Source organism: Acinetobacter sp. 826659 (assembly GCF_000588515.1).
In the GTDB taxonomy this organism is placed as follows: Bacteria; Pseudomonadota; Gammaproteobacteria; order Pseudomonadales; family Moraxellaceae; genus Acinetobacter; species Acinetobacter pittii.
Map to the genome: position 1 here is coordinate 356,078 of NZ_JFYD01000003.1, position 19,477 is coordinate 375,554.

Here is a 19,477-nt window from a genome sequence, read left to right on the forward strand (position 1 = left end):
TTAAAGTCAGGGTTTACTTGTTTTTAAGGAGCTATTTAATGGACTAAACGGTATGTCCCATGCGCTCGCCCATTACAACTACAGACTCAGCTTTAAAACGTTGTTCCCATTCGATCTTATCTTTTTCAAATAAAATAACAGCTGTAGAACCTAAATAAAAACGTCCAAGCTCAGCACCTTTCTCTAGCTTTAACTGATGATGTTGTAATTCGATACGGCCTGAAGGTTTTACCTTGCCTGTTGCCACAGTTTCAATACCAGCAACAATCATCGCACCTACTAGAACAACAGCCATACGGCCAAGTTCAGTATCGAACAAACACACCATGCGTTCATTACGAGCAAATAATCCCGGTACATTTTCAGCAGTGACCTGATTTACTGAAAATAGCTCGCCTGGCACGTATAACGTTTCTGTTAATGTCCCGGCAAACGGCATATGAACACGATGGTAATCACGCGGTGATAAATAAACTGTCGCGAACTCACCGTCTTGGAATGGTTGAGCAAGTTGTGGATCGCCAATGAGTTTCTCTACAGAGAAACTTTGACCTTTTGCTTGAAAGACTTCACCCGCAGTAATTTTACCAATTTGGGAAATTGCGCCGTCCGCTGGTGAGACAATGCTATCTGTATTTTCATCAATCAGACGTACACCCTCTTTTAATGCACGGGTAAAAAAGTCATTAAAAGATTTATATTTCAGTGCATTGCCTTGTTCAGCAATCGATAAATCAATCCCATATTTAGCTTTAAACGCATGAATAACAGCGTTTTTCACAACTGGATTTTCACTCGCAGCAACTTTACCTACCACACGGCTCAATTGATGCTGTGGTACAAGGTTTTGTGCCTTAATAAATAATTCTTTTTTTAATCGAGATGTGAAACTCACGACGGTGATTCTCCAGTAATAATAGGACTATCGAGGCGATTGCCCCATTCACTCCACGCACCATCATAGGCTTTTGCTTCCCAGCCCAAGAGTTTAGCCAGAATATAGGCCAAACCGGAACGGTGATGTGACTGGCAGTACACAACTACAGGTTGTTGTAAATCGAACCCAAGTTGTTCAAGGCGCTGCCGCGTGCGTTCAAGCGGATGCAATTTTAGATGATTTTGACGATTAAGTGCAGTACTCCATTCAAAATGGAGGGCATTTGGAATGTGACCGCCGCGTCGCGCTGCTAAACGGACACCACTATATTCATCACTCGTCCGGCAATCCCACAGTTGCACACTTTCTTGCTCAACTTGTTTGCGTAGCTCTTCATAGTTCACACGGAACTGAGTGGCATGTGATAAATCAATTTGAATTAAGTCTGTAACAGGAGAAATTTTTTCAACTTCTGCTGTAGTTGGTAAGCCTGCACCTAACCATGCATGGATACCGCCGTTAATTAAACTGGTACGGGTAAATCCTAGGCAATGCAAATTCCAGATTAAACGCCCAGCCCATGCCCCACCTTCATCGTCATAAACCACAACATGATGATTAGGTGAAATATTCAATTTTTCAATCAGTGCTTGCAAACCCGCTTCATCCGGCAAAACACCAGTGGCTTCTTCTTGTTGAGCCACTAACCATTTAGGCTGTAAATGAATGGCATGTGGAATATGGAGTTGTTCATAAACCGATGCACGGCTCAAATCTATAATGCGAATATATTCATTGCCTAAATAAGGCACTAATTCTTCTGCTTCTATTAATAAATCGAGTTTAAAATCAGGGAGTGTCATCGTCATGGTTTCTTTTTATACCAGCTTATTTTCAATCTTAGCATAAGCATATATCTAACAAACTCTGATTTTCTGCTACGCTTTAGCAGAAAATCAGATATCAGCATTCTCACTTTTCAAAATAAAAAATAGCGAGACTACTTTTTACTTAAACCACCTCTTCAAGTTCTTCGATTTCAAAAACCTGACGTAAATAGGCCAAGAAAGTATCGTTGTCAGTCATGGTTTTACCCGGACTATCAGAGATCTTCGCAACTGACTGACCATTACACTCAACCAGTTTCAACACAATATTCAGCGGCTTTTGCCCCATGTCGTTGGTTAGGTTAGTTCCAATACCAAAACTCACCTGAAAACGATCTTTAAAGTATTGATGCAATTCCCATGCCTTTGGCAAATTAAGACCATCACTAAAGGTCAACATTTTGGTTTTAGTATCAATTTTTAATTTACGATAGTGCGCATACGCCTTATCGCCCCACTCATACGGGTCGCCACTGTCATGACGTAACCCATCAAATAGTTTTGCAAAATATAGGTCAAAATCACGCAAGAAGGCGTCCATCCCTACCACATCGGTTAGGGCAATTCCCAAATCTCCACGGTACTCTTGTACCCACGTTTCCAGAGCAGCTTTTTGGAAATCACGCAAACGTACATCAAGTGCCTGAAAAGCTTGTAGGAACTCATGTGCCATAGTTCCGATCGGTGTAATGTTAAGCTCTTTAGCCAGCAACACATTACTTGTACCACGGAACACATTTGGTACAGTTTTATGAAATGCCGCTACGACATGTTTTTGCCATGCAAAGCTATAACGACGGCGTGTACCAAAATCAGAAACTAAAAACGGTGGATCATTCGGCTGTTGAGATTTTTCATATTGCTGAATCAAATCAAGTTTTGCTTGTAAACGGCGTTCGCCTTCAGCCCAAACTTGGTCTGTTTTGATACGGCTAAAATATAACTCGTTTACAATTGCCAGAACAAAAATCTCGAACATCATGGCCTGGACCATTGGACCTTCAATACGAATATCCAAACGACCTTCTGCATCAATGCTAGCCTGAATAAAACGTCGTTTCAGTTGAAATAGTTCTAAATAATCAACAAAGTCACTTTTGATAAAGCGTAATTTACGTAAATATTGAAGCTCATCTTCTTTATATTTAAGGCTACACAAATAGTCGAGTTGCTGATTTAAATCATCCAAAATATCTACTAGTGGATAGACAGTATCTTCTAAATTTCTACAGCGAAAATGATAGACACTATGGGTTTGCGGGAATTTATGCAAAACCACTTGTAACATCGTAAATTTGTACAAGTCTGTATCTAGTAAAGAATGGATAATTGGAGACATAGTCAATGATTATTCGCTTGCTTCTTAGCATTAAAGCATATTTTTATGGATGAATTGCGAGGTTTTATACCATTGTTGCAGTTCCATGAAATTTCCTTTTAAAAATCATTTAATTTAAATTCTGCTAAACTACGTTAATTCAATTAATTAAAGAAATTTGCTTTAACTATGCGCGCTTTAATACAACGAGTTCTTGAAGCCAAAGTGGTGGTAGACGGTGAAACTACAGGCGAAATCCAACAAGGCCTATTAGTCTTTTTAGGCATTGGCCGAAATGATAATTTGGCTATTGGCCAAAAGCTTATTGATAAAATTTTGAAATATCGAATCTTTGATGATGAGCAAGGCAAAATGGGCTGGAATGTATCTCAAGCAAATGGTGGAATCCTACTTGTGTCGCAATTTACCTTAATGGCACAAACACAAAAAGGTTTGCGTCCAGACTTTGGCCCAGCGATGCCACCTAGCGACGCAAAAGCATTATACGAACAATTGGTTGAATATACACATTCTCAATTTGAAAACGTTCAAACCGGAATTTTTGCTGCGGATATGAAAGTACACCTCATTAATGATGGGCCAGTAACTTTCAATTTGGAAGTCGAAGCATAGACATAAAAAAACTCCCAAATGGGAGTTTTTTTATGTCTGGCAATTAACGTCCAGTTTTCTCTTTAATGAAAGCACGCGCCTGACGTACTTTTTCTTTTACTGGTTTTGGTAACTTAGGTGGAATGAGCTTAGCGACTTGGTTAAACCATACCAATAGGCTGAAATCACCTTCCATTTTAATGCTGCCGTCTTGCATACCCGTCATAAATGCTGTTGGGTCACCTTTAATCAAAGTTTTTACGCCTTGCTCACTGTCTGCGAATTGCAAAATAAAATCAGCTTTCTCAGGTGCACCTGCAACCGTGTCAATTTGACCATTATTAATAATGATCTGACGTGCAACGCCTAGATCTGTACCAATCTGAATACGGAACGCGCGGTCATGAATCAGTTCAATAAACTTAGGGCTAGTACGCGCCAACTGCTTCATACGCAGCACTAAACCTGCTACCAATAAATCTAACGGGTCTGTACTGACATCAACGAGAGGTAACTTGACTACAGGTATGGAAGAAAGTTTCATGAACATTCACGCCTATTGTATTTTTATGAAAACTTTAGAGCAAAACTTAGCAACGACATACCATTGCCTGTGTTTTATGCATCAATTGATAATTTTTTAGCTGGCAACGCAATCTAGATGAAACGTCAACAGACGCATCTATCGTAGCATAACTGGCTATTTTTTAATAAATGCTTTGTATAATAAAAATCACGTTTCGTAAATGAAAAAGGCATGCTGTGCATACCTTTTTACCTTTAGATAACAATTTAATTATCGGCTAGAACATTGCTGCTGATCATCTTCATATACTGGCGTGTGTTCTATATATTGGCGATTTGCCAATGCCTTTTGTGCTTGTTTATCCTCACGTAACAAAATAAATGTAACCATTACCATCGCTAGACTTAATGCAGTTAAATAACTATATGTGACTGGCATTTCAAAAGTGACTTGAACTCCAAAACGGACCACTTCCAATAGCCCCCAAAAGAACATCCCTGCAAGCATAAAACCAAGCCAACGACGGTAAGGAGAAAAGAAAACAGCAACAAGCGCGACAGCAATTAAGCTGAATCCGGCGATAGCGGCAAAATTCGCTGTTACCATAGAAACCTCCGTCTTAATGAAAACGTCTAAAAACATTCGGTCTTTAATACCCGACCTCATTCCAAAAACAACTTTAATTCATGATTTGTGTTGAAGCTTACGATGCATTATGGATGTTTTTTTTTAGAAAAAAAGACCCGTTTTTTCTTAATGCGACATACTTTGTCGCAACATTCTTTTGTCATTACATTTTTGTAAAATTCAAAAAGTTCGATTCCCTATATGGCATCAATTCTGGCGTGTCATTACAAAAAAATATGCTGTTTTTAAGGACCAAAATAAGTTTTTTTCAGATTTTTTTATTGCCTTTTTTCTGTGCAAAATTTTGTCATAACTTGCTTGTTTTTATGACTATTCTACATAAAAAAAGCGCTACTCTGAAGTAGCGCTTAAAGCTTATCCATATAGGTTAAGCACGATTTAAATCTTTATCATGCATACCGAGTAAATAAAGCACACCATCTAAACCAACACTTGAAATCGCTTGATTTGCATTTTGGCGTACTAATGGTTTTGCACGATAAGCGACGCCTAAACCTGCAATCGCAAGCATCGGTAAATCGTTTGCACCATCGCCTACGGCCATCGCTTGCTCTAAAGAAATTCCCATCTTATTTGCAAGTTCGCGTAATAACTCAGCTTTACGGGCACCATCAACAATTGCACCTTTTACTTCGCCTGTTACGAAGCCGTCTTGCACATCTAAAATGTTAGCGTGAACTTCATCAATACCGAGTTTGCCTTGTAAATATTCAGCAAAATACTGGAATCCACCAGATAAAATTGCTGTTTTATAACCAAGTGCCTTTAAGGTCGAGATAAGACGTTCTGCACCTTCGGTAATGGTTAAACGCTCTGCAATTTTAGGTAAAACAGCAGCATCAAGCCCTTTTAATAATGCAACACGTGCACGGAAGCTTTGCTGGAAATCAAGCTCACCTTGCATCGCTCTTTCAGTAATTTCAGCAACTTGTGCGCCTACCCCTGCTTCAATCGCCAACTCATCAATCACTTCTTGTTCAATTAATGTTGAGTCCATATCGAAACACACCAAACGGCGATTACGGCGATAAGCGTTGTCTTCTTGAACAGCAACATCGATATTTAGTTCGCTTGAAAGAAGTAAACATGCAGCACGCATGGCTTGTGCATCTAAAGTTGGGCCGCTACTTAAACCAAACTGTACACAGGCACGACGTGGAAATTTGTTATCTCCTTCGAAGTCTACACGACCTGATAAACGTGTTACCGTTTCGATGTTAAAGCCTTGGCTAGACACAATTTTTGTAACTGCTTGTAAGTGTGCCGCAGTGAGTTCTGGGGCTAAAGCCGTGACGATATAACGAGTACGTCCGCCTTCACTTACCCATTGATCGTATTCTGCGCCCGTGATTGGTTTAAAGCGCACTGTTAAGCCAATATCATGTGCTAAAATCAGAATCTCTTTCATTGCCAATGCGGTCGCAGTTTCATTATTAGAAGCGACCACAATGCCTAATGTAAGTTGATTATGAATAACAGCCTGACCTACATCCAGTATTTGCAATGAATGTACGGATAGTACTTGCATTAATCGGGTAAACTGGTTTGGTTGGTCCGGTCCTAAAAAGGATATAAGAATGATTTCTCGCATGAATTGACTCTAGTCTGAGTGACAACTATTGTAAGAATCATAATCGAATTTCAATATAATTGCCTTGGAAGTTTAACTTGATTGCGCCTAGACAAGGGCTATTTGCTAGCCTACTGATCGTTAGTTTTGCATTGCATACCTTTTTATTGGTCATTGCAACGACACACCAGCTTAATGAAAACCGTGCGAGTCAAGGTCAGCTCATGACCAGTCAGCTCGTTGCAGACAGCTTATCTGAGCTTGAACCTGCTAATACGGTGTCTTTAGCTCTGATTGCCAATCGCTATGCGACCAATCCAAGTGTTGCGTCTATTCGCATTCTTGATGCGAACAAACAGGTTCTAGCAACAAGCGGAATTTCAAAAACCCGCCAAGGCGAAATTTTTGCTCGTGATGCCCTTCAAAATGAAAAGAAAGTCGGATCTATCGAAGTTACGTTGATTCAGCCAAGTATTGGAGAAATTCTTCGTACTCAATGGCTTGCAATTTTAGCTTCTCTGTTTTTGCATGTTTTATTATGGCTTTCCTATCGCGCGATTGCTCGTCCAACACGAAGCGAATATTTGGCACGCATTAATGAAGAAAACCGCTTGAAGCATGAAATTCAGCAGTTAACTCAAGCATTGGCTCTAGAAAAACAAAATACGGTAACCTTGGTTGCACAAGCTCAGCAACAAGCTAAAGCGAAACCAGCAGTTCGCCAACAAGCCGAGAAAACTTCAGATTCAGCTGACCAACATACGTTGGCACTCAATATTCAGTTTTATGACCCTAAACAGTTATTAAGCAGTGTTAACCAATCGGTATCTGTTCCTTATTTCAAACTCTGCCAACTCTTTTTAAACAAGAGTATTGAGTTATGCGTTAAGCATTATCAATTGAAGCTCACAGATATTGAAGTAGTAGATGAGTTTAATGCCGAAGGCGCGACACTTGCGATTTCAACTTCTCATACGCATGCCGTAGAATGTCTGCTTATGATTGGAACCGTATTCCAACTACTTTCAGATGTTTTATATAAACGTTATCGTGAAGATAAACGCTTTGCGCTGCAAACTCGTAGTGCAACATGTAATGCTGTAGAAGCTATGCAAATCGATGCAAAAGAAGCTGCTCAACGTTTAGCACAACATCTTCACGCTAAAGAGTCTGCTTTATATCTCGAAAATGAACAGCTCAAAGCAATTCAAGACAGCTACCAACTTGTTGCAATGCCAAACCCAAGCAATGTGATGACACGTCATGCATTTATGATCAATGGTATGAATGCAGAATGTGCTGAACTTGCTCAAAATATCCGGACTGAAATTTTAATGGGGAAAAAATCAATTCCACAAAATGATAGTCCAAGTAGTGCAGCTTCATAAAAAGTAACTACGCGCATCAGAACCTAGCCTTTTGGCTAGGTTTTTTTATTTAAATTCATAGCTTTTATTTAAAACTACTCCATTTTCTTATGATTTATTTGTATAAATAACTCTCGATCTATTCTTAGAGTTCACAAATTTGGATAAATCAGAATCATAGGCAAAATTCTCTAAACAGCGTAAACTATGCAAAATTTATTAAATAGAAATTGTCTTACGACAAAAAAAGGTGAAAGCGAATGCCGCTGAGTCGTGTTGAAGATCTTGTCGCCGATATTCGTGCAGGCAAAATGGTTATCTTGATGGATGACGAAGATCGCGAAAATGAAGGTGATCTTGTCATTGCAGCAACGCATGTTCGTCCTGAAGATATTAACTTCATGATTACCCATGCACGTGGTCTAGTTTGCCTAACGCTAAGCCGTGAGCGCTGTAAACAGTTAAACCTTCCATTGATGGTTGACCAAAACGGTGCTCAGCACAGTACAAACTTTACCTTATCAATCGAAGCCGCTGAAGGGATTACCACAGGTATTTCAGCAGCAGAGCGTGCACATACAATTCAAGCTGCTGTCGCAGCACATGCAAAACCAACTGATATCGTACAGCCGGGTCATATTTTCCCGTTAATGGCACAACCAGGTGGTGTTTTACATCGTGCAGGCCATACCGAAGCAGGTTGTGATTTAGCACGTTTAGCAGGTCTTGAACCAGCTTCTGTCATTTGTGAAATCATTAATGAAGATGGCACAATGGCACGCCGTGCAGATTTAGAAATTTTTGCCGAGAAGCATGGCTTAAAAATTGGTACAATTGCGGACTTGATTCACTACCGCATGACCAATGAGCAAACGGTTGAACGTCTGGATCAAAAAACCATTCAAACAGAATATGGTTCATTTGAACTTTATCGTTATCGTGAGATTGGTAACCCGGACATTCATTTGGCTTTAGTTAAAGGCGAGCCAAAAGAAGGTGTTACAACAGTACGTGTGCATGGTTTTAGTCCAATTCGCGATTTGCTTAAGCTCAATAAAGCTGATGGTGAACCTGCGTGGAACTTAGACCGTGCCCTACAGACGATTGCAGCGAGTGATCGCGGTGTTTTAGTCTGGATCGGACAAGATCATTTGCAAGACTTGGGACCAGCGTTGGATGATTTAAATAAGCCAAAACCGGTGAAATCCAATGCAGCACTTTCACATCAATATCAAACCATTGGTGTCGGTGCTCAAATTTTGCGTGACTTAGGTGTTGAAAAAATGAAGCTTCTTAGCTCACCATTACGTTTCAATGCTTTATCTGGCTTTAATTTAGAAGTAGTGGAATATGTCACTGCTGATCAAATCACAACGAAATAATCGAGGTTGCTATGGCAATTCGCCGTATTGAAGGTTTATTACATCTCGCAAGCGAAGGTCGTTATGCGATTTTAGTGGGTCGTTTCAACAGTTTTGTTGTTGAACACTTATTGGATGGTGCAATCGACACATTAAAACGTCATGGTGTAAATGAAGATAACATTACTGTTATTCATGCTCCTGGCGCATGGGAACTCCCGATTGTTGCTAAAAAATTAGCTACATCAAATCAATTTGATGCAATCATCGCACTTGGCGCAGTTATTCGTGGTAGCACACCACACTTTGACTTCGTTGCTGGTGAATGTGCAAAAGGTTTAGGTGTAGTCGCGTTAGAAAGCAGCTTGCCTGTCATCAATGGTGTATTAACTACTGATAGCATCGAGCAAGCCATCGAACGTTCAGGTACAAAAGCAGGAAACAAAGGTAGCGAAGCTGCTTTAACTGCAATTGAAATGGTTAATTTATTAAAGGCAATTTAAAGCATGTCTCAAACACTGCAAGCCGCTTATGCAGCAAAACGCAAAGCACGTCGTTTTGCTGTACAAGGTATTTATGAGTGGCAAATGAGTCACAACCCTGTACATGAAATCGAAGCACGTACCCGTGCGGAAAATGCAATGCACAAGGTAGACTTAAACTACTATCACGAACTGTTAACACAAGTGATTGCACAGCACGAAGATCTTGATGCATTACTTATTCCGGTTCTTGACCGTGAACTTAGTGCACTTGATGGTGTAGAGCTAGCAACATTACGCTTGGGTGCTTACGAGTTACGTGATCATTTAGAAGTACCTTATCGTGTCGTTCTAGATGAAGCTATTGAACTCGCTAAACACTTTGGTGGAGCAGATAGCCATAAATACATTAATGGCGTTCTAGATCGTTTAAGTTCAACACTACGTAGTGCTGAAAAACAACAAGCAAACTAATAGGTTTGAAGTTGATATGGCTGAGTTTTCTATTATTGACCAATACTTTAACAGACAATCTTACACAGATGTCACCTTGGGTATTGGAGATGACTCAGCCTTAATTACCCCTCCCGCAAACCAACAATTAGTGATCTGTGCAGATACGCTAGTTGCTGGACGTCACTTCCCTCTTGATACTTCTGCCCATGCGATTGGCTGGAAAAGTGTGGCTGTCAATCTTTCAGATATTGCTGCCATGGGGGCAAAACCGCATAGTATTTTACTTGCGCTCAGCCTACCTACAATTGATCATGAATGGCTTGAAGGATTCAGTCAGGGTATCTATGACTGCTGTAATCAATTTGGGGTTGCTCTCATTGGTGGAGACACGACCCAAGGCCCTCATCTCACCATTACTGTTACGGCCATGGGCTGGATTGAAACCGGACAAGCCGTGTTACGTTCAGGTGCCAAAGTCGGTGACTATGTTTGTGTGAGCGGTCAAGTTGGTGATGCCGCGTATGGTTTACAGCACCTAGGTCATCCATTACAAGAAAGACTAGACTACCCAACACCACGTTGTCAGCTTGGACAACAATTGAAGGGATTAGCCTCTAGTATGATTGATATTTCTGATGGATTAGCACAAGATTTAGGTCACATTTTAAAAGCTTCAAAGGTCGGTGCTCGGTTACTTTTAGAAAAATTACCAATTGATTCAACACTACAAGAACTACCCGAACAGCAGCGCTGGCAATATGCTTTAGCTGGTGGTGATGATTACGAGTTATGTTTTACAATAACACCGCAAAATTATGAAAAACTTTTGCAAAAACAACTAGACATTAAGATTACAATGATCGGAGAGATCGTTGAGCAAACACAACTAACTTTTGAGCATTTGGGTTCAGATTACCCATTGCAAATTCATGGATACCAACACTTTGCATAAGCCACCGATTCATTTTAAGGACATGTCTTGGTTCAACCGCTGCATCGTTTTCTGTGGAGTTGGTTTCGGATCTGGTCTCGCACCTAAAGCTCCCGGTACTTTTGGCTCTGCCTTTGCCCTACTTTTCGTTCCAATCTGGTTATCACTTGGCTTTAACTTAAGCTTGATCGCTATCCTCATCATGTCCTTGGTAGGAATTTATATTTGTGGTCAAACAGCAAAAGTTATTGATGTACACGATGATGGTCGAATTGTGTGGGACGAGTTTGCAGGTCAATCTATTACCTTTCTTCCTCTGCTTTATTTACAACAAATGAATTGGATGTGGGTGATTGGGGGATTTATATTATTTCGGATTTTCGATGTTTGGAAACCTTGGCCTATACGCGTTATTGATCGTCAAGTGCATGGTGGTTTTGGTATTATGCTTGACGATATTATTGCCGGTGTATGGGCTGCTCTTTGTACACTAATTATTATCCATTTGAGTTAAATCATTAGAGTTATTCATGTCAACTACCGTCATTATTCTTGCTGCAGGCAAAGGAACGCGTATGCGTTCTCAGCTTCCTAAAGTATTACAACCTTTAGCGGGTCGCCCACTTTTAGGACATGTCATTCAAACAGCAAAAAAAATACACGCAGAAAATATTATTACGATTTATGGACATGGTGGTGACCACGTCAAACAAACTTTTGCACAAGAAAAGATTCAATGGGTTGAACAAGCAGAACAACTAGGTACAGGTCATGCAGTACAAATGACCTTACCCGTACTTCCTAAAGACGGTATTTCATTAATTCTTTATGGTGATGTACCTTTAGTACGTCAAACAACGCTAGAGCAACTTGTTGACGTTTCAAGTAAAACGGGCATTGGCATGATTACTTTACATGTCGATAACCCAACAGGTTATGGTCGTATCGTTCGTCAAGAAGGTAAGATTCAAGCGATTGTTGAGCATAAAGATGCAACAGAAGCTCAGCGTCAGATTCAAGAAATCAACACAGGCATTTACTGTGTTAGCAACGCAAAACTTCATGAGTGGTTGCCTAAACTTTCAAATGAAAATGCGCAAGGCGAATATTATCTAACTGACATCGTAGCAATGGCTGTTGCAGATGGCCTAGAAATCGCATCTATTCAACCAGAACTCGCTTTTGAAGTTGAAGGCGTCAATGACCGCTTACAACTTGCTGCACTTGAACGTGAGTTCCAGCAACAGCAAGCAAAAGAGCTTATGCAACAAGGCGTAACTTTTGCAGACCCTGCACGCTTTGACTTACGCGGTTCTGTGAAAGTTGGACATGACGTTCGTATTGACGTCAATGTGATTATTGAAGGTGACTGTGAACTGGGCGATTTTGTAGAAATTGGCGCTGGATGTATTTTAAAGAACACCAAAATTGCAGCAGGCACTAAAGTTCAAGCCTATAGCGTTTTTGATGGCGCAGTTGTAGGCGAAAATGCTCAAATTGGACCATTTGCACGCTTACGCCCAGGCGCTAAATTGGCAAATGAAGTACATATCGGCAACTTTGTTGAAGTTAAGAACACAACAATTGGATTGGGTAGTAAAGCTAACCATTTCACCTATTTAGGTGATGCAGAAATCGGTGCTGAATCGAATATTGGGGCAGGTACGATTACTTGTAATTACGACGGTGCAAATAAACACAAAACCACTATTGGCGATGCCGTTTTTATCGGTTCTAATAGCTCGCTGGTTGCTCCGGTGACCATTGGGAATGGCGCAACAGTTGGTGCGGGTTCTGTGATTACGAAAGATGTAGCCGAACAAAGTCTCTCCTTTGAACGTGCGCAACAAATTTCAAAAGCAAATTATCAACGTCCCCAAAAGGTTAAAAAATAAGAGGATTGAAGTATGTGTGGTATCGTCGGAGGCGTTGCAGAACGTTGTGTAACCGAGATTTTAATTGAAGGTTTAAAACGTCTTGAATACCGCGGTTATGATTCTGCGGGTGTTGCTTTACTGAATAACCAACAAATTTTACGTGAGCGTCGTGTAGGTAAAGTTATTAATCTTGCCGATGCAGTTGCTGAACACCAGCTTACAGGGGCTATCGGGATCGCACATACCCGTTGGGCAACACATGGTAAACCAACTGAAAATAATGCTCACCCGCATATGTCTGGTAAGGTTGCTGTTGTACATAACGGTATCATTGAAAACTACCAAGAATTAAAAGACGACCTTCAAGCTTTAGGTTATGTTTTTACTTCTCAAACAGATACTGAAGTTGTTGCACACTTAGTTGCTGAAGCTCTAAAAAGCACAGATAGCCTTTTAGATGCTGTTGAAACTGTTGTACCTCAGCTTAAAGGTGCTTACGCGCTAGGTATTATCCATAGCGATTATCCAGATGAACTGATTACTGTACGTGAAGGTTCACCACTCGTGATTGGCGTAGGTATTGGTGAAAACTTTATTAGTTCAGACCAACTTGCACTTTTGCCTGTAACTAACCGCTTTATGTACCTAGAAGAAGGCGATATTGCACGTCTTACTCGTACTTCAATTGAAGTATTTGCAAATGGCGAACGCGTTGAACGTCCAGTGCGAGAACTTGATGCAACCGTAAGCAGTGCATCAAAAGGTGAATACAAGCACTACATGCTCAAAGAAATTTATGAGCAACCAGAAGCAATCAAGCAAACAATTTCTCAAGCGCTTGATGGCAATAGCTTACGTGATGATTTCTTGAAAAATGCTGATGCAGATTTCAACAAAATTCAAAGCGTACAAATCATTGCGTGTGGTACAAGCTACCATTCAGGAATGATTGCGAAATATTGGTTTGAGCAACTGATTGGTGTGCCTTGCCAAGTTGAAATCGCAAGTGAATTCCGTTATCGCACCCCTGTAATTGTTGAAAATACACTTTATATTTGTATTTCACAGTCAGGTGAAACTGCCGATACTTTAGCTGCACTACGTGAAACTCAAAAACGTGCTAAAGCAAACAATATCGATATTCAGACTTTAACCATCTGTAACGTTGCGACGTCTTCAATGGTTCGTGAAACTGATCATCACTTATTGACGCTTGCTGGTCCTGAGATTGGTGTTGCTTCAACTAAAGCGTTCACGACTCAGCTCGCTGCGCTTATGTTGTTAATCTTGAAAATTGGTCAAGTTAAACAACGTATTAGCCCTGCTCTGCTTGAAGAAATTACACGTGAGTTATGGCACAGCCCGAAAGTTATTCTTGATACGCTTAAACATGATCCAGAAATTTTGCGTTTGTCTGAATTATTCGTTGAAAAAAATCACTGCTTATTCTTAGGCCGTGGTACGAATTATCCAATCGCATTGGAAGGTGCATTAAAGCTAAAAGAAATTTCATATATTCATGCAGAAGGCTATGCAGCTGGTGAGTTAAAACACGGTCCATTAGCACTTGTTGATAATGAAATGCCGATCGTAATTCTTGCTCCAAATGATGAAATGCTTGATAAGCTAAAATCAAATATGGAAGAAGTTCAGGCACGTGGTGGTGAATTATTTGTTTTCGCTGATGAAAATAGCGGAATCAATGAAAAAGACCGTCAACACGTTGTACATATTCCAGCAGTAAACGAATGGTTAGCTCCAATCGTTTATAGCGTACCAGTTCAGTTGTTGTCTTATCACGTTGCTGTATTACGTGGTACAGACGTTGACCAACCACGTAACTTGGCGAAGTCAGTAACTGTAGAGTAATTCAAAAAGATCATTATTAAGGCATCACCTGCTTTAATAACTGATTGATTAAGCCCGACATGTGTAAGTACATATCGGGCTTTTTTATTGCTAAAATTCAGTAAAAATATAGTTTAATTAGAATATCAATCACTATAATTGAGTAATTACGTCTCAACGAATATTTTAATAATATACAACTGATAATTAAAGATCTTAAAATTTTCTTTATAAATCTTTTATATCTTAGCTCTCTTGATTATTATTTAATTTAAAGATATTTTTATTATATAAATTATAGGTATAAATAGGATCTTCTATCTTGAGTGACATTGAATCATTTGTAAAGGACGAATTAGGGAAAGCTGTTCTTTCAAACTTAAAAAGAATTTATGTTGGAGGTAATAATAATAAAAAAGGAAGAGATTATGAAAATTTCTTCCAATTATTCAAAGCATTCGAATTAGCATCTCAAGATATAGATCACGAAAAACATTTATTAAGCTGTCAAGAGTTAGCATTTATTGATGATATTTGCCATTGGGATTTGGAGAATTCTATTAAATATAATTTCCAAGCCAAAAATTCTTCTGGATCAGCGGCAGATTGGACTAGTGAAATCACTCTTAGATGTAAACGCCAAACTATTTTAGATACAAAATTTCATAAGGTAGCTAAATCAAAGAATTACCTATTAGTCTCGTGTGAAAAGAAAAGAATTAATAATCTAAAAAAAGTACCTGTAAAATTAAATAAACTTAACACATGTATCTTTTTTCCATATTGTCAAAATCTAGTGGAATTGCTGGATCAAACTAATTTGAAGCATCACATATCAACTTTAATTGAAAATGATGATCCTTCTCAGATCGATTACGCTGCAAATTTAATTTTAGGCGTTTTACAGGGTAGAAGCTCAAAAGATATTAAAAGTATTTTTGAACAAGCTTGCTCAACTGCACATCCTAATGTATTTATTAAATTTAGAAATAATAGTTCTTTTAATTCAAAAATACCTGAGTGGATTGAACAAATTGTAACAACATCTTCCAACAACACAACTTATAGATTAAAATCTGGTAGGGTATATTTATCTATAGGTACTGGCATTGAAGTCAGTGCTTCATTAGATTTAATCCTACAAGTTCCTGAATCAAAATATCAGGAAATAATTAACACTAAAGATTTAGCGATGTTATTTATGAGTTTAACCAGTGAAGAGTTAAATAGCATAGACACATCTCTAGATTCTTCTCCTTTAGGAGGAGCTTAGAATGGGCATGAACAACCGTACCTACAGTAATATTGCTAATAATTTAGCAAAAGATCATTTGCAAGGTTTATTGGACTCTAAAACAGATCCAAGGGCTTATCGTGAGCATATGAAAGAGCTAGGTAAGTTATTAGCTGAGTCTTTGGTACCAAGCATAAAAAAATCAGAAAAGAATTGTTTGATTATATCTACAGCTGAAGATGCTGATTTTTTACAAGCTGGTGTTGAATCTGTATTGAAGGAAAATTTAATTTCTACAAAACTTGCTGTTTTTTGGAATAATCATTATCAATTACCAACAAAAGGTAGTGTAGCGCCAATTGTACATAAATTCATTGAACCTGGCTTTGAACAAGCTGATAACATAATTATTGTTAAGTCTGTAATGTCAGGTAGCTGTGTTGTTCGTACTAATTTGATTGCTATGCTTAATCAAATTAAAAATGCTAAACAAATTTTTATTGTAGCTCCTGTAGTTCATAAAAATTCAGAGGCATCTTTAATTAAAGAATTTCCTCATGATATTTCATCCAAATTTAATTTTGTGTATTTTGCAAAAGATGCTCAAAAGGATAGTTATAGTGGTGAAGTAATTCCAGGTATTGGTGGGCAAGTTTATGAATTATTAGGTCTTGTTAAGCAACCAGCTTTAACAAATTATATGCCTAAAGTAGTAGAAAAATTGGCCTTCAATCTTTAAGTTTTTAAATTGCTCTAATCCTTATTAGAACAGATCATTTATTAAAGCCCGATATGTATAACTACATATCGGGCTTTTTTATTGACTTCATACCGCTACACAGAGGCTTTTACGTGAAAGAGAATCTAGTTTGATAGTAGAGAACTCTCCTAGGACCCTATGTCACAATAGACTTTTACTTTTGCGCTGATTTAAAGTTTGAGAGATCATTGCGACACAGAGATAAAGGAGCTAAGCGAACTTAGCCCATTTCAGTTTTTTCGCAGCGTTGAATGCTGCTAAACAAGTTAGGGGCAAAGTCCTGTGGGAGAACAGGACTTTGCAAACTGGTGTGTTTTAAACGTTGTACGGTTTGAGATGAATACACCTGCGCGAGCTGTTGGCAAATACAATCGCAACTTGCTTGCATGTGTTCACCTGACAAGCAAATTCTTTTAAATTCCTGCTGAGCATTGGCTTCATCATTTGTAATACCGTAAGCACCGACCACAAGGTTTAAAACTAATATAAATTTATGAAGTTTCATATTATTCTCATGATTATTTATATCTTTAAATAAAATAAAAATATTATTCGTTTAAATATTAAAATAATTTTTTAAATAATAGTTAGCCCTCCCATAAATACAGGAAAATAAAATAATTAAGATTATAAAATAAAAATAATTTATATATTTAAAAAATCAGGACATAGAAAATCCATATTTTAAATAAATAAAATTATTAACTGAGAGAGAAAATGAGTTTGAATAATGGCATGGCCAACTCCTTAAAAATGGAGTCCTACCACCAGATCACCGCGAATTAATTTATGGTGGTAGAACGAAAGAGGGTTAGCAGACTGACCTAGCGACCAGCACGCGCGAACGCGTCCCCCTTCCGCCCTACCATAGAGAAAAGGGGGCACAAAGGTTCCACACGGGAAATACTTAAAAAGTATAACCCGCTACGCTAGGGTCGGTCTGCTAAAACCGGCTGGCAATGTAGGCCAGCAACGAAATCATAATTGGTATAATAAAGAACGTCAATTTATTTTAATAAAAAAGTTTAAATATAATAATTTTATTCATGTTTAAATAATATTATTCTCCCTATTATATTTATGGCTTTTAATTAAATTTAAAATATAAAATTGAGTTGTATATACTTAGTTAATAAAATAGATTTATCGTTAATTTTAATTTAACAGTTTGTATAGATATATAAGATGATAAGTATATACCTCTTATCATCTTTTCTAGAGTTTACTTTTCTATAGCTTTTACGGGTAAACGCGTACCTAATAAAGAAAAAGTCACGTCTGCGACTTCCAACGGGTCTGAACTGGTCCAAATAATATGATTCCCCTCATTTGGACTTTCAGAACCTAAATGATATTGATTGAGCTGCCGTATTAATTGCGCTGTTACAGCTTCCGAAGGCTCAATAATTTGGATATCACGACCTACAATTTCCTGAATCGTGTCTGAGACAAATGGATAGTGTGTGCATCCTAAAATAATCGTATCGACTTTTTGCTCGACCAACGGCGCTAAAATATTTTTTAAATAATCCTTAACTTCCGCGGTATGCGCTTTGCCCGTTTCAATTTTTTCGGCCAAACCAATACAAGGTACTAAAGACACTTTGATATTTTGTGCGTAAGTTTCGATTAAATTCTTAAGATTTTTTCCCTTAACCGTCGTTGCTGTTGCCAAAACCGCAATATGCTTGCTCATGGTCATTGCCACAGCTGGTTTTACCGCTGGTTCTATGGCAATAAGTGGCACATTAATTTGCGCTCTGATTGTTTCAATCGCTACAGCCGTCATGGTGTTACAAGCAACAACGATCGCTTTGCATTTACCCTGTTCAACTAGATTTGAAATTAAATGCGTGGTTCGTGAAACAATCCAGTCGCTTTCTTTGTCTCCATACGGGACATATTTCGAGTCGGCGAAATAGATAATGTCTTCATTCGGAAGCGCCTCCCGAATATGCTTAAAGAGAGACAACCCGCCTAAACCAGAATCAATCATTCCAATCGGGTTGTTATTGTTATTCATGGTTTATCCTGCATTTCATATATTTAGAAAAATTCTTTCATGGTTGCCAAGTCGTTGAGCACGACTTTGGGTTGAATGGTTTTTAATTTTTCAGCCGATGTATACCCCCAACCTACCGCAGCAAAATCAATGCCTGCTTTATGTGCAGCTTCGCCATCCGTGGTTTGGTCGCCGACATAAATTGCTTGGTTTTTACTTACATCTAAAATGTTGAGAACATGCTTAATTCGTTTAGCTTTGCCAAATATAGACGAGCCGCCATCAATATGGCTAAAAAGCTCACATAGTTCTGTACCAAGAATATTTTGACAGTTTTCTTTAGAGTTTGAAGTGATAATTGCGAGCGTATATCCCCGCTTATGTAGTTCAATTAAGTGGTCCCGCATACCTTCAAACAGATGAATTTCTTCATCTCTTTCTTTCATTAACCGAATAAAATCTTTCGCAATCCAAGGTAGTTTCCATTTGGAGACTTTCATCTCTTTCATAATTTCTTTTGGTGAAAGATGTTTGTACTGCTCTACTTCATCTAGCTCTACAGATTTAAATTTATACTTATTGGCAAGCTGATTTAAAGCACCTAAAAAAAAGCTAAAGGAGTCGACTAAAGTACCGTCCATATCAAAAATAATAGCTTGGTATTCTTTTAAAGATTTTTCCATTTTAAAGTTCTGAAATAAAATATATTTTTTATAATTAT

General features: G+C 38.5%; 20 protein-coding genes and 1 pseudogene. 12 read left to right on the forward strand and 9 right to left on the reverse strand.

Going from position 1 to position 19,477, the window contains the following annotated elements; genetic code table 11:
* Positions 1 to 43 precede the first annotated feature (43 nt).
* The 3 genes from asd to pncB form a co-directional block, all read right to left on the reverse strand.
* Positions 44 to 895 (reverse strand): archaetidylserine decarboxylase, encoded by an 852-nt coding sequence (gene asd, locus J663_RS08665; protein ID WP_032006660.1) that lies wholly within the window; start codon positions 893 to 895, stop codon positions 44 to 46.
* Entirely contained in the window at positions 892 to 1,740 is an 849-nt protein-coding gene (locus J663_RS08670; RefSeq protein WP_033849126.1) for a sulfurtransferase, read from the reverse strand. Before J663_RS08670 ends, asd begins: the two co-directional genes overlap by 4 nt.
* A gap of 148 nt (positions 1,741 to 1,888) precedes the next feature.
* On the reverse strand, positions 1,889 to 3,103 hold the full coding sequence (gene pncB / locus J663_RS08675) for a nicotinate phosphoribosyltransferase (protein ID WP_033849127.1): 1,215 nt from the start codon (positions 3,101 to 3,103) through the stop codon (positions 1,889 to 1,891).
* Between the two features lie 168 nt (positions 3,104 to 3,271).
* Between pncB and dtd the strand changes: the two genes are divergently transcribed.
* Positions 3,272 to 3,715 (forward strand): D-aminoacyl-tRNA deacylase, encoded by a 444-nt coding sequence (gene dtd, locus J663_RS08680; protein WP_033849130.1) that lies wholly within the window; start codon positions 3,272 to 3,274, stop codon positions 3,713 to 3,715.
* Positions 3,716 to 3,758: 43 nt separating this feature from the next.
* Here the strand turns inward: dtd and J663_RS08685 are convergent, their stop codons facing one another.
* A complete protein-coding gene (locus tag J663_RS08685; protein ID WP_033849133.1) occupies positions 3,759 to 4,238 on the reverse strand; it encodes an SCP-2 sterol transfer family protein in 480 nt (159 codons plus the stop codon).
* 252 nt (positions 4,239 to 4,490) lie between these two features.
* Positions 4,491 to 4,826, reverse strand: a complete 336-nt coding sequence (aciT, locus tag J663_RS08690) for a ciprofloxacin tolerance protein AciT (protein WP_002119105.1) — start codon at positions 4,824 to 4,826, stop codon at positions 4,491 to 4,493.
* A gap of 113 nt (positions 4,827 to 4,939) precedes the next feature.
* Between aciT and J663_RS19720 the strand changes: the two genes are divergently transcribed.
* Entirely contained in the window at positions 4,940 to 5,212 is a 273-nt protein-coding gene (locus tag J663_RS19720) for a hypothetical protein (RefSeq protein WP_025465982.1), read from the forward strand.
* Positions 5,213 to 5,235: 23 nt separating this feature from the next.
* On the opposite strand, the gene serB is transcribed toward J663_RS19720, so the two are convergent.
* Positions 5,236 to 6,459, reverse strand: a complete 1,224-nt coding sequence (serB, locus tag J663_RS08700; RefSeq protein ID WP_033849135.1) for a phosphoserine phosphatase SerB — start codon at positions 6,457 to 6,459, stop codon at positions 5,236 to 5,238.
* 59 nt (positions 6,460 to 6,518) lie between these two features.
* On the opposite strand from serB, the gene J663_RS08705 reads away from it, so the two are divergent.
* The 10 genes from J663_RS08705 to J663_RS08750 all read left to right on the forward strand — a co-directional run bounded on the left by J663_RS08705 (position 6,519) and on the right by J663_RS08750 (position 16,733).
* Positions 6,519 to 7,826, forward strand: coding sequence for a hypothetical protein (locus tag J663_RS08705; RefSeq protein WP_081404677.1), 1,308 nt, complete (start codon positions 6,519 to 6,521; stop codon positions 7,824 to 7,826).
* A 239-nt stretch (positions 7,827 to 8,065) separates the two neighbouring features.
* Positions 8,066 to 9,187 carry a bifunctional 3,4-dihydroxy-2-butanone-4-phosphate synthase/GTP cyclohydrolase II gene (gene ribBA / locus J663_RS08710; RefSeq protein ID WP_002119278.1) on the forward strand — a complete coding sequence of 374 codons (1,122 nt, stop codon included), beginning with the start codon at positions 8,066 to 8,068 and terminating at the stop codon, positions 9,185 to 9,187.
* A gap of 11 nt (positions 9,188 to 9,198) precedes the next feature.
* Positions 9,199 to 9,669 carry a 6,7-dimethyl-8-ribityllumazine synthase gene (gene ribE / locus J663_RS08715; RefSeq protein WP_002119264.1) on the forward strand — a complete coding sequence of 157 codons (471 nt, stop codon included), beginning with the start codon at positions 9,199 to 9,201 and terminating at the stop codon, positions 9,667 to 9,669.
* Positions 9,670 to 9,672: 3 nt separating this feature from the next.
* On the forward strand, positions 9,673 to 10,122 hold the full coding sequence (nusB, locus tag J663_RS08720; protein WP_002119137.1) for a transcription antitermination factor NusB: 450 nt from the start codon (positions 9,673 to 9,675) through the stop codon (positions 10,120 to 10,122).
* Positions 10,123 to 10,138: 16 nt separating this feature from the next.
* Positions 10,139 to 11,056, forward strand: a complete 918-nt coding sequence (thiL, locus tag J663_RS08725; RefSeq protein WP_033849139.1) for a thiamine-phosphate kinase — start codon at positions 10,139 to 10,141, stop codon at positions 11,054 to 11,056.
* Positions 11,034 to 11,549: a phosphatidylglycerophosphatase A gene (locus J663_RS08730; protein ID WP_016143831.1), complete on the forward strand. Its 516-nt coding sequence runs from the start codon at positions 11,034 to 11,036 to the stop codon at positions 11,547 to 11,549. The genes thiL and J663_RS08730 overlap by 23 nt, the downstream gene beginning before the upstream one ends.
* Positions 11,550 to 11,565: 16 nt before the next feature.
* Positions 11,566 to 12,930, forward strand: coding sequence for a bifunctional UDP-N-acetylglucosamine diphosphorylase/glucosamine-1-phosphate N-acetyltransferase GlmU (gene glmU, locus J663_RS08735; RefSeq protein WP_017386163.1), 1,365 nt, complete (start codon positions 11,566 to 11,568; stop codon positions 12,928 to 12,930).
* Positions 12,931 to 12,942: 12 nt separating this feature from the next.
* The gene (gene glmS, locus J663_RS08740) at positions 12,943 to 14,781 is read left to right on the forward strand and encodes a glutamine--fructose-6-phosphate transaminase (isomerizing) (RefSeq protein ID WP_017386164.1); all 1,839 of its coding nucleotides are present in this window, start codon (positions 12,943 to 12,945) and stop codon (positions 14,779 to 14,781) included.
* A gap of 301 nt (positions 14,782 to 15,082) precedes the next feature.
* Positions 15,083 to 16,033: a hypothetical protein gene (locus tag J663_RS08745; RefSeq protein WP_005804367.1), complete on the forward strand. Its 951-nt coding sequence runs from the start codon at positions 15,083 to 15,085 to the stop codon at positions 16,031 to 16,033.
* A gap of 1 nt (position 16,034) precedes the next feature.
* Positions 16,035 to 16,733 carry a hypothetical protein gene (locus J663_RS08750; protein ID WP_005804366.1) on the forward strand — a complete coding sequence of 233 codons (699 nt, stop codon included), beginning with the start codon at positions 16,035 to 16,037 and terminating at the stop codon, positions 16,731 to 16,733.
* A 231-nt stretch (positions 16,734 to 16,964) separates the two neighbouring features.
* Here the strand turns inward: J663_RS08750 and J663_RS08755 are convergent.
* The 3 genes and pseudogenes from J663_RS08755 to J663_RS08765 form a co-directional block, all read right to left on the reverse strand.
* Positions 16,965 to 17,259 (reverse strand): annotated as a pseudogene (locus J663_RS08755) (hypothetical protein).
* 717 nt (positions 17,260 to 17,976) lie between these two features.
* Positions 17,977 to 18,777 carry a glutamate racemase gene (murI, locus tag J663_RS08760; RefSeq protein ID WP_033849146.1) on the reverse strand — a complete coding sequence of 267 codons (801 nt, stop codon included), beginning with the start codon at positions 18,775 to 18,777 and terminating at the stop codon, positions 17,977 to 17,979.
* Positions 18,778 to 18,800: 23 nt separating this feature from the next.
* A complete protein-coding gene (locus tag J663_RS08765) occupies positions 18,801 to 19,439 on the reverse strand; it encodes an HAD family hydrolase (RefSeq protein ID WP_033849148.1) in 639 nt (212 codons plus the stop codon).
* Positions 19,440 to 19,477: the final 38 nt, after the last annotated feature.